Source organism: Rossellomorea vietnamensis NBRC 101237, assembly GCF_001591825.1.
GTDB lineage: Bacteria > Bacillota > Bacilli > Bacillales > Bacillaceae_B > Rossellomorea > Rossellomorea vietnamensis.
On the sequence record NZ_BCVQ01000001.1, the window covers coordinates 167,588 to 180,351 of the forward strand.

Here is a 12,764-nt window from a genome sequence, read left to right on the forward strand (position 1 = left end):
AAAACCTCAATTTCCTCCGAACTTCCTATAATATGCGAACGAACCATTTGAGTGCGCATAAACTATCCTGATAGCTTATAGGAAGGAAGGTCATGTAATGTGAAGAAGAAAAATAAAAAAGACACCCTTTCGTGTCGAATTCAGCTTCCTCCACAAGGATGTCCGGATTTATTCCCACCTAACATTTGTATTAATCCTGTCATCCAGTTGGAGGAATTGGGTGTCATCAGCTGCGAGGCGACCATCAGGGGGAGGGTGTTGTGTGATAATGCACCGGTAGAAGGAGTGCAAGTTACTCTGACCTCAAGCTTTCCGGAACTGATGTTCAGTGATCCGACCCCGGTCACAGACAGGCGGGGGATTTTTACGACGACGGTTACGGTCCCCCGGGGAACACCGATTACAGCTGATGTACGGATTACTGCAACAGCCACCGTATCGGATCAGACCATCAGTGACTCGATTACCGTAAGGGCGGGATGTGTACGGTGTGATAATCCAGTCCTCACCCTGAATCCAATCGAGGGTCCGGTCGGATGTCAAGGGACTCAAATATCAGGACGATTGCTCTGCGATGGGCTGCCCGTTCCAAATGCAGCCGTGTCGTTTACGATCGGTAATGATTCCACCAAGGTGACAATCGCTCCAAACCCCGCCATCACGAATGCAGACGGGACATTTACCGCCACGCTGGTACCGTTCCTTGGAATCGATGCAACGATCACGGTGACGGCAAATGCCATTGTCGGAGGACATCCAGTCACTTCTGAAACACAGTCGGTAACAGTAGTATGTCTGCCTTGTCAAAATCCTGTCATCATCCTCGATGACCTGGATCCCGTCGTTTGTGACGGTGTCGTGACCGGACGCGTCCTGTGCGATGGCAGGCCGGTACCGGGAGTGCAAGTGAGATTAAGCAGTCCTCTCCTAGTTTTTGCTTCACCGACAGTCACTACCAATGGCAATGGAGAATTTTCAGGCAGATTCAGTGTACCACCGGGCACTTCCGAACAGGTGACGACTTATACAGCAAGAGCAGAAGTAAACGGGATTTCAGTGTCTGAAACCAATTCCGTCGAAGTCAGCTGTCCACCGTGTCAGAACCCGATCATCCAACTAGATAACGCGGGTCCGATCAGTTGCAGCGGCCCTGTTACTGGCCGTGTCTTATGCGATGGTGCCCCTGTCCCCGGCGTGCAGGTGACATTAAGCAGTCCGCTTCTATCCTTCCAGCCCTCTGTTGTAACTACCAATATTAACGGAGAATTTTCCAGTACCGCATCTGTCCCATTCCCGACCCAAATCACAACAGGCGTTCCTTATACGGCAAGTGCAACGGTAAACGGCATCCCTGTATCGAATACTAACTTTCTGCGTGCAGGATGTGTTGACTGTCCAAATCCGGCTATGAATCTGATTGTGCCTCCATCGATCCAATGTGATGGCACGCTTATGGGAAGAGTGGTCTGCAATGGCACAACACCAATTCCAAATGTACCGGTCTTCTTCGACATCGTGCAGTCACATACCAACGTATTTATCAATCCAGATCCGGCGATTACTGGAGCCGATGGTCGATATACGGCGACGATCATGGGTGTTGCGGGGACTATGGAAACCGTTACCGTGACAGCCAGAGCGACCGTTGGGGGGATTCCGATCAGTGCAGGGCCGTTCAGCGTCCGAATTAATTGTCCTCCTCCGCCGGCATGTCCGTGTAAATTCAAGCTCGATACTCAAGGGGGAGCACAGCCTGGAGCCCAAATCAGGGTGACCCGCTATGATAATAACGTCACGAATTATACCGGAACGCTGAACGTGACCATCAACGAATGCGGTGCTTCCAAGAATGGTCCTTGTAATCCGGCAGTGGATAACTTCAACTTTGTCTTCAATGCAGGTAACGGGGATAACTTCCAATTCACACAAGGTCGAAGAACCATGATTTCCTGCGAAAATAATTTCACAGTGGCGATCGTAGAAGGAATGATCAATGGTAAGATCAATAACGGTCCTTCCCGGACATTTGATGCTCGGATAAGGGCGACCCTCAATAATGTCACAGGTGAGATCACCTATGAGATCTTTGCAACGGATAATACGACGACCACCTTCGAGACCATCGTTCCATTTACAGCAGCCGGAAGTCCACAGTCGTTTATAACGGGTTGCTAAAAACTTTAATAAAAATCGAAAAAGCAGCGGGATGATTCTCGTTGCTTTTTTTATTCGCAAAAAAGAATCTCACTATTGATTCTTAAGTAACGGTAGAATAGTTCTATATGGTGAAATTTGTCGTCATTTAGCAAATGGTGGAGAAGTCAGAGGAGAGAAGCGGATGAAAAAAATGAATTTCAGGAACTTAAAAATTGGCAAAAAGTATGGATTGACCTTAACATTCGTGTTTATTTTATTTGGGATAGCGACTGTTATCGTCACAGGTTTATTGTATAAAGTGGGAAATGATGTGAAAGATCTGCAAAGAAGAAGCGACCTGGCCATTGATATGACGGAGATGGGATCGATCACGAGATCAAAGAGCATTCGCATCACGCAATACATAGAAGAAGGGAATTCCCAATATGTAGATGAGTTCACCGAACGAAGAGAGAAGTTCAATACGTTTGAAGCAGACGTCAGATCGAAACTTCATTCCAAAGAAGATATGACCCTTTTTAATCAGGTCATCCAATTGGATAAAGCGATGAATGACTTATTCATCGATGGCGTGGTTCCCGCAGCGGAAAGTGGAAATCAGGAAGAAGCGAGAAGACTTGCCAAGCAGGCAGATGTCATTCGGAGTAATACAGTGGATGTGTTGTATGAACTGAGGGATAACGTGAATGAACAGCGGGCTGATGCCGTGACGATGGTGAACACGAACCAGGCGAAGACGTTCTATACCCTGGTCCTGTCTATGCTTGTCGCGATGATCATAGGTGGAATGAGCGTATTCTTCATCAGCCGCCGTGTGACGAAGAATCTGACCAGGGTCGTGGAAATGAGTAATGAAATGGCCGGTGGCAACCTGACTATCGAACCTGTCGACTATGATGGGAAAGATGAGATTGGACAATTGGCAAGTGCCGTCAATGCGATGGGGAAAAGCTTGAGGACGATGATGACGCATATCATCGATATCTCTGAAACCTTAAGCAGTCAAAGTGAAGAGCTGACTCAATCAGCCGAAGAAGTAAAAGCAGGTTCAGAGCAGGTGGCAAGTACGATGGAAGAGCTTGCCCTCGGATCTGAAACCCAGGCCCATAATGCTTCCACCCTCTCCGGAAAAATGGAGAGTTTCTCTGAACAGATGGAAGAAGCCAATACGAATGGGGAAGAAGTGGTCGTTTCCTCTACGGAGGTTTTATCCAAAACAGGAGAAGGAAAACAACTGATGACCCAGTCTGTGAAACAGATGTCGGTGATTGACGCGATTGTTCAGGACGCTGTGTCCAAGGTGCAGGGACTTGATCACCAAACCAAGGAAGTGACGAAGCTTGTTTCCATCATCAAAGATGTGGCGGAGCAAACGAATCTTCTTGCCTTGAATGCGGCGATAGAAGCGGCCCGTGCAGGGGAAGATGGAAGAGGATTCGCCGTTGTGGCAGAAGAAGTGAGGAAGCTTGCCGAGCAGGTGTCGAGATCAGTGGAAGATATCACCCATATCGTCGGTGGCATCCAAAAAGAGTCCGCCGATGTCGCAGAGTCACTACAAGAAGGATATAAAGAAGTGGAAAAAGGGACCCTCCAGATCAAAACCACAGGAGAAACCTTTGAAGCCATCAACCATCAGGTGAATGGGATGGCGGATCGAATTCAAACGGTCACAGCAAATCTTGCCAACATGTCGGCGGGCACCCAGGAAATGATGGCGAGCATCCAGGAAATTGCCTCTCTTTCCGAAGAAGCAGCCGCCGGAGTCGAACAAACTTCCGCCTCGACCCAGCAAACAAGCAGCTCGATGGAAGAAGTGGCAGGAAGCTCGGAACAATTGGCGAAACTTGCTCAGGAATTAACTGGCCTCGTACGGAAGTTTCAAGTATAAAAGATTGATAGTGAAAGCCACAGAGGATGGATCCTCTGTGGCTTCATTTTTTTCGTATTCAGCACCACAAAGATCTCAAAAAAGTGATAAAATGGAAACGGATCCCATAACGCGGCACGCTGAAAGGAGTCTCTTCATGTTTAAAAAAAGCATTCGATTACCACTGATCTATTTTGTCGTTAGGGTGTTATATCAATTCATCAAAAACGAAGAGATCAGGTGGATAGAAAATATCAGTATCAGCTTCGGTATATTCTTATTTGTGTGGTTGTTTCATTGGGCAGATAAGCCTTATAATTGGAAAAAAGACAACGTTCAGGGGAAAGGCAAGTAGAAACGAAAGGCGGAGAAAAAATGTGTGGGGCAGGGTGAACGAGAGGGATTCATGCTTCAACATGTTACCGTTCCACCCGATTCTCAAGGTTGAATACCCGTTTATCGATGTCTGTCAGCCTTGTATTTAAGTAGTGAAATTCAGATTCAGTATGCTGTTTCGTCACTTTTAACATAGCAATGACATCCTCGGTTTGTGATGTTTCGATTCGATTGACGGTTTCCTTGATATCCTTCACGTCAGCTTGGGTTGTTTTAAGGTCAGAGCGGATGCTGCGAACGTCAGCTTGGGTTGTTTTAAGGTCAGAACGGATGCTGCGAACGTCAGCTTGAGTCGTCTTCAGCTCACTTCGAAACTCCTTCATATCAATGCGCACTTCTTTCATCTCACCACGTAAATCCAACAGTATTTCAAGTATCTGCTTTTCCATTTTTCTCACCTCCTTCCCATAATTATAAAACAATTGAATGAGACATTCTAGCTTGAATCTTTTCCTTTGTGGAAGAAAAAAGGGGACGGTGAGATCGTCCCCCTGCTTCATTAATCCCGCATGGATCCTGCTTCCCGGGAAGTCATGGAACCTTGTCCCGCGACGACATCTTTTTTAATTTGCTTTTTCACCTGTTGTGGGTCCGTCCCTGTTGTCATGGATTTCATATCCGTCTGATCAGGCTTCTTCATAAACCAATCACCTCCACGTTTGATGTAGGCTCTTAGTATGGGCCGTGGTCCCAGGGTATATAAATCCTCCCCTTGTCCAAAAAAAGGAAGAGAGATATAATAAGAAGGAATCTTACATATTAAAGGGGGGAATATCATGCATACGTTCACTGTAGACATCAAAAAATACCGACTATTAATGATGTCTATTATTGGAATTTCAGCCGTCCTCGGGACACGTCTGTCCTTTTTTAGCTGATTTTTCATAGTGTGAACGAGTGTATGATTTCCTGTAATAGCGAAAGCCATGGGGAATGATTCCCTGTGGCTTTTTTTTGATTTCATGGAGCGATGGCGGTGACCACTCAGCTGCTGAATTTCATGGGATTTTCAGCAGCTGAAAATCCTGCTGGTGTTCGAGCCGCCTGCGCTTTTAATCCAGCTCCGGCGGCTAAAGGCTCGAGGTCATAAGCTAAACAGGCCAAAAAGGCAAAAAACGCCTTTCCGCCCTGTTCATCTTATGCTTGTCGCCTTTGACCAAGCCGCCTGCGCTTTTTAACGAGAGGACGCAATAAAATGATGAACATATTAAAAACAAAAAACAATATCTACTTACTATACTTTTATCTCTTTTTTGCCCAACTGTTTTTCGACCGGGCCCTATGGGTCATCTATCTTGGCGACAAGGGGATGACGCTGGGAGAGATTGGGGTCCTTGAGGCACTTCTCCACTTGGCCATTGTGTTATTTGAGGTTCCAACCGGTATGATTGCCGATTTGTACGGGAGGAAGGTCAGCCTGGTGATCGGGAATCTGTTCAGTCTCCTTTACGGATTATTCATGCTCTTGAGCGGTAACTTCTCCATGTTCACTCTGGCGTTTCTGTCCATGGGGCTCATGGTCACCCTCCATTCGGGAGCGGAACAGGCATTTGCCTACGATACATTGAAGAATGACAAACGGGAAAAGGATTATACGAGGGTGATCGGAAGCATGACGGCGATTTCCCTGCTATCCTTGAGCTTGGCAAAATTCCTCGGCGGTTTCATGGCGGAAGTGAGCTGGGAGTGGGTATACGGATCCACGATCGTCACCCACGTCCTGGCCGTGATTCCCCTCCTGTTCATGAAAGAACCAGAGCGGGAGAAGACCGAAGAAATCAGCGGGCGCTGGTACAACCAGTGGGTCCACCAATTCCGACTGGGGGTCAACGTGTGGAAACATAACCCGGTCATTCACGCACCCGTTGTCCTTTTTATTCTGGCGAGTGCGGTCATGGTGATCATGGTATTTTACGGGCAGGAATATTTCGTGGAACTAGGCTATTCGTCCATCGTCGTCGGGGCCGTATTCACCATTGAAGGACTTCTCGGAGTCGTCATGGCAAAGATTGCGTACAAGGTGGAGGAACGATTCAAGTTCTTCAACATTCTGTATTACGGATTAGGTCTTTTTCTCGTGTTTTTCGCCTTATTCATCTTCGCAACGGACTGGGCGATTCTGCTGTCGTTTCTGATACTAGCACAACTGTTAAGCTTGTTCGAACCGATCTTCAGCTCATTCGTGCAGAGCTTTCTAAAAAGCAATATACGGTCGACTTTCCTTTCCCTGATCGGTTTGATGGAGAGCTTTGTGATCATGATCAGCTTTCCCCTGTTCGGCTATGCCATCGAACGGACAGGATTCACTGACGGATTCTCCTGGCTGCTGGTGATTTTCTTTGTATTGGCAGGTGGGTATTTGGTTGGTCAGAGGATAAAAATGAAGAGACCGATGTAAGGGAGGAGCTTCTCACTTTTTGAGTGGGGAGCTTTTTTTATATCATGAAAAAGGAAAAATGTGTTAAAATTTGTATAGTAGAACAAAAGGGGATATGGACGTGATGGGTGAAAAAAGGAAAGAGGCGTTTCGAGTCGTTGGACTAAAAGGGAAAGGCGATTTCGCCAATTTTAGTACGGAAGTGCCGCGGCTTGCAAAGCAATTCCTCGAGAGGGTGGATGAACTCCAGGCTGTAACGGGTCCTGAAGTCGCCCTGTATGAACCGAAAAGGGATAGTGATCATGTTGAAGGGATTTATTACACCGGGGTTATGGTGGATGAACCTCTTGTTAACCTTCCAGAAGGGATGACCTATATCGAATTAGATGAAGAATATGCGATAGGGAAAGGACAAGATATCGAGAATCTTCACAGGGATCTAATGAAGTGGATGGATGACAGGGGATATCAACGGAAAATGGAAGCATATATTGTGGAGACGTATCATCCAATGGAGGACAGTGTGGAGGAAGTAGTGGTTTACCTGCCGATTGAAGGAATTTAATAAGCTTCTTTTTTTATATCTAATTGGAATTACTGAGAAACGATCGGAGGAATCAAACATGAAAACGGGTAAGCTACTATTCATTGCCGGGTTACTCCTCTTTATGCTGGGGATCTATTTATCTACCTACATCGTTAGCGTTGGGACGTTACTAGGCGTAGGTGGCGGTATGATGCTTGGGGTCGGAAGTTATTACATAGGAACCAACCAGGCAAACAGACATAGAGGGTGAATAGATTATGGAAAAAGAAAAACTCATCACTAAAGATCATATTGTACAAGATTTAAAGAGGATGGGTGTCACAAAAGGAATGACCCTCATCGTCCATTCCTCCTTAAAATCAATCGGCAGAGTCATAGGCGGACCGGTTTCCGTCATCCTGGCACTGGAAGAGGCGGTCGGTACTGGCGGGAATATAGTGATGCCCACCCAAACCGAGCATCTTTGCGACCCGACGGAGTATGGAAGTGGCTATACAGATGAGGAACTGGAACTCATACGGGAAAACATGCCGACTTTTTATCCCGACATAACCCCGACCTCTTATATGGGGTTCATACCGGAGACATTCAGAAAGCAAGATGGGGTGTACCGGAGTCCCCATCCACATACATCATTCGCTGCCTGGGGGGAAGATGCTGCCGGCATCACGCAAGAACATGGTCTCGACTTTTCCATGAATGAACACTCCCCATTAGGAAAGATATATGAACTGGGTGGCTACATTCTTCTCCTTGGAGCCCCGACGAATTCAAACACCTCATTGCACCTCGCAGAATACAGGCAAAAAAACACCTTTGTGAAAGAAAAAATATGGGACGTCAAAATTGAAAAAGGCATGAAAGAAGTATGGACCACATATCGTGATATCAACAATGAGTCCGACGATTTTGACCGGTTATTTGAGGATTTTCAGAGGGAAACAGATGATGTGAAAGAAGGAATGGTAGGGGAGGCAAGAAGTTATCTTGTCCCCATGAGACAGATGGTGGACTATGCTGTAGGTTGGATGGATAAGAACAGAAACTGACAGGGAGGACTTCGAAATGTCAATTGACTTGTTGATGCTGGTCGTCATCGGGGCGGTTTCTGCATGTGTTTTACAGGTTTGTCAGAAGTATAGTAGGATCCCTTCATTTTTTAATGTGAAGTTATTCTTTGGGTTGGTCCTACTATCTTCCCTATGCTGGATCATAAGTCTGGCCGTCGGCGGATGGGGTGGCATGAGCTTAACGGCAATCGGTTTGAACGGACTGGTGGCAGCGGTATCGGGGTTGGTTTGTTCGTTTCTATTGAATATCCTATTACGGGACGGATAAAGAATGATTTTAATAAATCCGACATATGTAGATTAGAGAAGAGGAGGGGTACAATTGAAAAAAGTATTCAGTCTAGGTTCATTCATCATCTTTCTTATCGGTCTTGTATTCTACTTTTTAGCATTTTTAGGGAAAGACACATTCTTACTTCCGGCGGTCATCATGGCAGTCGTAGGATTTGTAGCAGGCTTGTTTGGTGAAAAAACAATCTACAGAAAAATCGGCCTGTTTGGAAATGGAATCATACTAGTGGTCGGTCAGCTTCTTCCATTTGTAGTGACGACGTTTTTTTGGAATAAGCCTTAAAGCAAGGAACTTCTTTCATAAAGAAGTTCCTTTATATTATAGAAGACGCTAGAAGAATAAGGGGCGAAACACAATGAACTTAGGAACTCCCGTTGCAACAGGGAACACAGCTAAAGTCTATCTCTACAAAAATAAAATATACAAGGTCTTTAACGATTCATTACCTGGCGAGGAATCTATAAAAGAAGCAAAAAAGCAAAAATACGCCCATTCATGTGGGCTGTCCGTACCTGAAGTCGTAGATGTCACAACCATTGACGGAAAACAGGTTATCATCATGGAGCACATTAAAGGAAGAACACTAGGTGTTCTCCTGACTGACAACATGGAAAAAGCGGAGTACTATATGGGCATGTCTGTAGATATCCAAATGGGCATTCATCAGATTAAGGCCCATTCCATCGAACCCATGTCAGAAAAACTGCGTCGCCAAATAGAGTCTGCACCTGAATTGGATCAAGGGGCAAAATCCATTTTGATAAAAAAACTCGATTCCATGGCCTTTGAAGAAAATCTCTGCCACGGTGATTTCCATTTATACAACTTAATTCTGTCAGAAAATAACGTCACCATCATCGACTGGGTTGATTCCAGTGCAGGGGATATGCGTGCTGACGTATATCGAACCTCTCTCCTATATTCCCAGGTCTCAAAGGAGCTGGCGGATATGTATATGCAACTGTACTGTGAGAAAAGTGGTCTGTCTAAAGAAGAAATATATCAATGGGCGCCCATCATTGCTGCGGCCAGATTGTCAGAGAGAGTCTCTACCGAAGATCCGAAGCGATTATTGGAGATTGTGCATCAGATTTGATAAAGAGCCTAGAGGCAGGAAAGAGCCACGGTACCTGTCCCCGTGGCTTTTTGGATATTATTGTACAAGGTTCTTTTCAATGACAAGGGACAGGCTATCAGCCATTTCCTGATAAGTAGCATCATTTGGATGGAAGTTGTCACTTGAAAGATCGTGTTTGGCATCCGTTACTAAATTGAAGGTATCCACCACTTGAACGTCGTATTTCAAGCCTAATGTGCGGGCGGAGTCATTCCATTTTTGAATGACCGAATCAAATGAATCCCCGTCCGATAATTCCTTAAAGGGATTATATAGTCCCATATAGAGGATGACGGCATCCTTATTTATGTCACGGATGGTTTCAAACGTTTTTTCCAAGTTAGGAATTTCCGTTTCCAGAATGCCAAGGGCGGTAGCTTCTGAATAATTGTTTAAAATCTCACCAGAATTAAAGAGATTGTTCCCCCCGATTGTGATGGAGATGATTTTGGCGTCCTTAAGAGATCTCTTGACCTCCTTTTGTTCTAACTGGGCCAGTAAATCTTCAATCCTGGCACCCCGTATCCCTAAGTTTTGGTACCGGTCCACCGTATTGGTTTCTTTAAGTGAATCTCCAACCAGCGGGACAAAACCTTCTCCTTTTGAAGATCCTACCCCTCTTGTCAATGAGTCGCCAAGGGCAATATACGTTTCTCCAGGTGTAGCGGGGGCTTCTTCAGATTCTGCTGTGATCTTCTCTTGGGGAGGGTTGGCGATATCCGAATAGGCTCGCGCAAATCCATATCCAAATAGAACGGTCAGTGCAAGGGAAAGGGTGATAAATAGTTGCCACATCCGTTTTTTCATCTCTTAATCTCTCCTTCTATTATGAGTGTACCAACTTTTACTCATGCTGAGTATTGAAAAGAGCAATTGAGAAAAAAGTTCGCTAGAATAGATATAGGGTGATAAACATGAGCATAAAGCCAACCGTTCAATTGAAAAATGTAACGAAAGTAATAGGGAAAAAGACGATTATAGATAATATATCATTTGAGATCTATCCAGGAGAAGTATTTGGATTCCTTGGTCCAAATGGTGCGGGGAAAACGACTACGATCCGGATGCTCGTCGGTCTGATCAAGCCGACATCGGGAGTTATTAAAGTCTGTGATTTTGATGTGAGAAAGCAATTTGTTCAGGCAATGCAGCGTCTTGGTTCGATCGTAGAAAATCCAGAGTTATATAAGTATTTGACCGGTCGTGAAAACCTTCAACTGTTTGCACGGATGCTTCATGGGGTGGACAGTGAACGAATACAGGAGGTCATTGATCTCGTGGATTTGACTGCACGGATTGATGACCAGGTACAGACCTATTCATTGGGGATGCGTCAGAGGCTCGGGATTGCACAAGCATTGTTGGGCCGGCCGGATGTGCTTATTTTGGATGAACCTACGAACGGGTTGGATCCAATGGGGATAAAGGACCTTCGTACATTTATCAGGAAACTGGTCGATGAAACGGGTCTTTCTGTTCTTGTATCCAGTCATATATTAAGTGAAATCGAAATGCTTGCCGATCGAGTGGCGATCATGAGCCGTGGGAGAATCGTGAAGGTAGGAAAGGTAAGGGATTTAGTGGATGAATTGTCATCAGGTGTGGACTGGAGAGTCAATGATGCTTTTCGTGCACTTGACATCGTTAAAGCATCTCCCTATGTCCAATCTGCAGAACTGTACGATGATCATACGATCCATACGCTGATGGATGAAAGCAAAACGTCGACCCTGAATGAATCGTTACTAAAGGAAGGAATCGAGGTATGGACCATTGAAAGGAAGGTTCAGACATTGGAGGACTTATTTATTGGTTTGACAGGGGGCGATCATATTGTCTAATCCGAATATGATCGGTCTGATTCATAATGAAGTCATGAAAATTGCTTCTAAAAAACGCTTCGCCGTTGTCATCGCGATCTTAATAATTCTCGTCTCTATGTTTACATACGCACAATACCGGGAGATACAAGAGAAAATTGAAAAGCAAGGTACGCTGGACTGGCGGGTGGAGCTGCAGCAGGAGATCGTCGATCGGCAAAACCGACTGGCATCCAGTGGGATCCAGGATGAGGCCAGGCAATTCCTCGAATTGGATTTGAAGCAAAAGCAATACTACTTGGACAACAATATCAATCCGAACTATCCTGGAGCACCTACATTCATTCGCATTTTTTTCTCGCAGGGACTCACACTGGTCCTGCCATTACTCATCATTATCATTATGGCTGATGTTGTGAGTGGGGAATACAATGATGGGACCATCAAGACATTACTATCGCGACCGATCAAACGCTGGAAGATCCTGATGGCCAAATGGCTGACGGTATTGCTGTATACATCGATGCTGATTGCAGCTACTGTGGTTGTCTGCTATGGGATTTCCGGGATTGTCCTCGGATATGATGGCTGGACGGCACCTATTCTGACGGGCTTTCAAGCTTCTCCATCGGGTGAATTTTCGACGACCTATATCCATACTCTCCCGATGTGGGAGTATTTACTGATGTCAGCGGGTCTTGCGTGGGTCGTTACAGCTACTGTTGCAACGATAAGCCTGATGATTTCAGTACTTGTGAAAAATACAGCAACCGGTATCGGGGCGATGATGGCTGTGCTGATTGCAGGTACGCTCTTGTCTTCTATCGGTTCAAGCTGGACGAGCTCAAAGTATTTGGTGAACTTGAATTTTGACTTGATCAATTACTTAGAAGGTCAAGCTCCCCCGATCGAAGGGATGTCACTGCCGTTTTCATTAACCGTACTTGCAGTATGGACGGTCGCTTGCCTTGCCGTTGCATTTTGGAATTTTACTCAGAAGGATATGTATTAGTGAAGAAATAGAAGTAGCCACCCTACACAAACATGGAGGGTGGCTACTTCTGTTTTTCCTTCTCCCCGGTCCCTTTCGACTTCAAGCTGATGAAGAAAGGGACGATGAT

At 45.6% G+C, this 12,764-nt stretch carries 15 protein-coding genes; 12 read left to right on the forward strand and 3 right to left on the reverse strand.

What is annotated here, in order from left to right:
- Nucleotides 1-99: 99 nt before the first annotated feature.
- The 3 genes from BVI01S_RS00880 (at nucleotide 100) to BVI01S_RS00890 (ending at nucleotide 4,379) form a co-directional block, all read left to right on the forward strand.
- On the forward strand, nucleotides 100-2,175 hold the full coding sequence (locus BVI01S_RS00880; RefSeq protein ID WP_034762057.1) for a transthyretin-like family protein: 2,076 nt from the start codon (nucleotides 100-102) through the stop codon (nucleotides 2,173-2,175).
- A 163-nt stretch (nucleotides 2,176-2,338) separates the two neighbouring features.
- Complete coding sequence (locus BVI01S_RS00885; protein WP_061808851.1) at nucleotides 2,339-4,045, forward strand: methyl-accepting chemotaxis protein; 1,707 nt, start codon at nucleotides 2,339-2,341, stop codon at nucleotides 4,043-4,045.
- 136 nt (nucleotides 4,046-4,181) lie between these two features.
- Nucleotides 4,182-4,379, forward strand: coding sequence for a hypothetical protein (locus tag BVI01S_RS00890; protein ID WP_061808852.1), 198 nt, complete (start codon nucleotides 4,182-4,184; stop codon nucleotides 4,377-4,379).
- A 64-nt stretch (nucleotides 4,380-4,443) separates the two neighbouring features.
- Here BVI01S_RS00890 and BVI01S_RS00895 read toward each other — a convergent pair whose 3' ends face one another.
- Together BVI01S_RS00895 and BVI01S_RS22685 are read right to left on the reverse strand one after the other, a co-directional pair.
- Nucleotides 4,444-4,809: a hypothetical protein gene (locus BVI01S_RS00895; RefSeq protein WP_061808853.1), complete on the reverse strand. Its 366-nt coding sequence runs from the start codon at nucleotides 4,807-4,809 to the stop codon at nucleotides 4,444-4,446.
- A 110-nt stretch (nucleotides 4,810-4,919) separates the two neighbouring features.
- Nucleotides 4,920-5,060: a hypothetical protein gene (locus BVI01S_RS22685; RefSeq protein ID WP_167562086.1), complete on the reverse strand. Its 141-nt coding sequence runs from the start codon at nucleotides 5,058-5,060 to the stop codon at nucleotides 4,920-4,922.
- Between the two features lie 555 nt (nucleotides 5,061-5,615).
- Between BVI01S_RS22685 and BVI01S_RS00900 the strand changes: the two genes are divergently transcribed.
- The 7 genes from BVI01S_RS00900 to BVI01S_RS00930 all read left to right on the forward strand — a co-directional run bounded on the left by BVI01S_RS00900 (nucleotide 5,616) and on the right by BVI01S_RS00930 (nucleotide 9,802).
- Nucleotides 5,616-6,818, forward strand: a complete 1,203-nt coding sequence (locus BVI01S_RS00900) for an MFS transporter (RefSeq protein ID WP_244886818.1) — start codon at nucleotides 5,616-5,618, stop codon at nucleotides 6,816-6,818.
- Between the two features lie 103 nt (nucleotides 6,819-6,921).
- Nucleotides 6,922-7,362 (forward strand): GyrI-like domain-containing protein, encoded by a 441-nt coding sequence (locus BVI01S_RS00905; protein ID WP_061808854.1) that lies wholly within the window; start codon nucleotides 6,922-6,924, stop codon nucleotides 7,360-7,362.
- Between the two features lie 58 nt (nucleotides 7,363-7,420).
- Nucleotides 7,421-7,594 carry a hypothetical protein gene (locus BVI01S_RS22690; RefSeq protein WP_167562088.1) on the forward strand — a complete coding sequence of 58 codons (174 nt, stop codon included), beginning with the start codon at nucleotides 7,421-7,423 and terminating at the stop codon, nucleotides 7,592-7,594.
- A gap of 7 nt (nucleotides 7,595-7,601) precedes the next feature.
- On the forward strand, nucleotides 7,602-8,393 hold the full coding sequence (locus tag BVI01S_RS00915; protein ID WP_061808856.1) for an AAC(3) family N-acetyltransferase: 792 nt from the start codon (nucleotides 7,602-7,604) through the stop codon (nucleotides 8,391-8,393).
- Nucleotides 8,394-8,409: 16 nt separating this feature from the next.
- Nucleotides 8,410-8,682, forward strand: coding sequence for a YesK family protein (locus BVI01S_RS00920; protein ID WP_061808857.1), 273 nt, complete (start codon nucleotides 8,410-8,412; stop codon nucleotides 8,680-8,682).
- A gap of 54 nt (nucleotides 8,683-8,736) precedes the next feature.
- Nucleotides 8,737-8,988, forward strand: coding sequence for a hypothetical protein (locus tag BVI01S_RS00925; RefSeq protein ID WP_061808858.1), 252 nt, complete (start codon nucleotides 8,737-8,739; stop codon nucleotides 8,986-8,988).
- Nucleotides 8,989-9,061: 73 nt separating this feature from the next.
- Nucleotides 9,062-9,802 (forward strand): phosphotransferase family protein, encoded by a 741-nt coding sequence (locus tag BVI01S_RS00930; RefSeq protein WP_061808859.1) that lies wholly within the window; start codon nucleotides 9,062-9,064, stop codon nucleotides 9,800-9,802.
- 57 nt (nucleotides 9,803-9,859) lie between these two features.
- Here BVI01S_RS00930 and BVI01S_RS00935 read toward each other — a convergent pair whose 3' ends face one another.
- Nucleotides 9,860-10,630, reverse strand: a complete 771-nt coding sequence (locus BVI01S_RS00935) for an SGNH/GDSL hydrolase family protein (RefSeq protein ID WP_061808860.1) — start codon at nucleotides 10,628-10,630, stop codon at nucleotides 9,860-9,862.
- Between the two features lie 107 nt (nucleotides 10,631-10,737).
- On the opposite strand from BVI01S_RS00935, the gene BVI01S_RS00940 reads away from it, so the two are divergent.
- Both BVI01S_RS00940 and BVI01S_RS00945 read left to right on the forward strand, forming a co-directional pair.
- Complete coding sequence (locus BVI01S_RS00940) at nucleotides 10,738-11,664, forward strand: ABC transporter ATP-binding protein (protein ID WP_174523009.1); 927 nt, start codon at nucleotides 10,738-10,740, stop codon at nucleotides 11,662-11,664.
- Complete coding sequence (locus BVI01S_RS00945; protein ID WP_082804606.1) at nucleotides 11,657-12,655, forward strand: ABC transporter permease; 999 nt, start codon at nucleotides 11,657-11,659, stop codon at nucleotides 12,653-12,655. The genes BVI01S_RS00940 and BVI01S_RS00945 overlap by 8 nt, the downstream gene beginning before the upstream one ends.
- The last annotated feature ends 109 nt before the right edge of the window (nucleotides 12,656-12,764 follow it).

What these genes read in the sequence shown, in the direction of transcription:
- BVI01S_RS00885 (WP_061808851.1), top strand. Translation starts at nt 2,339, where the DNA reads ATGAAAAAAATGAATTTCAGGAACTTAAAAATTGGCAAAAAGTATGGA.
- BVI01S_RS00895 (WP_061808853.1), bottom strand. Translation starts at nt 4,809, where the DNA reads ATGGAAAAGCAGATACTTGAAATACTGTTGGATTTACGTGGTGAGATG.
- BVI01S_RS00935 (WP_061808860.1), bottom strand. Translation starts at nt 10,630, where the DNA reads ATGAAAAAACGGATGTGGCAACTATTTATCACCCTTTCCCTTGCACTG.
- BVI01S_RS00920 (WP_061808857.1), top strand. Translation starts at nt 8,410, where the DNA reads ATGTCAATTGACTTGTTGATGCTGGTCGTCATCGGGGCGGTTTCTGCA.
- BVI01S_RS00905 (WP_061808854.1), top strand. Translation starts at nt 6,922, where the DNA reads ATGGGTGAAAAAAGGAAAGAGGCGTTTCGAGTCGTTGGACTAAAAGGG.
- BVI01S_RS22690 (WP_167562088.1), top strand. Translation starts at nt 7,421, where the DNA reads ATGAAAACGGGTAAGCTACTATTCATTGCCGGGTTACTCCTCTTTATG.
- BVI01S_RS22685 (WP_167562086.1), bottom strand. Translation starts at nt 5,060, where the DNA reads ATGAAGAAGCCTGATCAGACGGATATGAAATCCATGACAACAGGGACG.
- BVI01S_RS00900 (WP_244886818.1), top strand. Translation starts at nt 5,616, where the DNA reads ATGATGAACATATTAAAAACAAAAAACAATATCTACTTACTATACTTT.
- BVI01S_RS00930 (WP_061808859.1), top strand. Translation starts at nt 9,062, where the DNA reads ATGAACTTAGGAACTCCCGTTGCAACAGGGAACACAGCTAAAGTCTAT.
- BVI01S_RS00890 (WP_061808852.1), top strand. Translation starts at nt 4,182, where the DNA reads ATGTTTAAAAAAAGCATTCGATTACCACTGATCTATTTTGTCGTTAGG.
- BVI01S_RS00915 (WP_061808856.1), top strand. Translation starts at nt 7,602, where the DNA reads ATGGAAAAAGAAAAACTCATCACTAAAGATCATATTGTACAAGATTTA.
- BVI01S_RS00940 (WP_174523009.1), top strand. Translation starts at nt 10,738, where the DNA reads ATGAGCATAAAGCCAACCGTTCAATTGAAAAATGTAACGAAAGTAATA.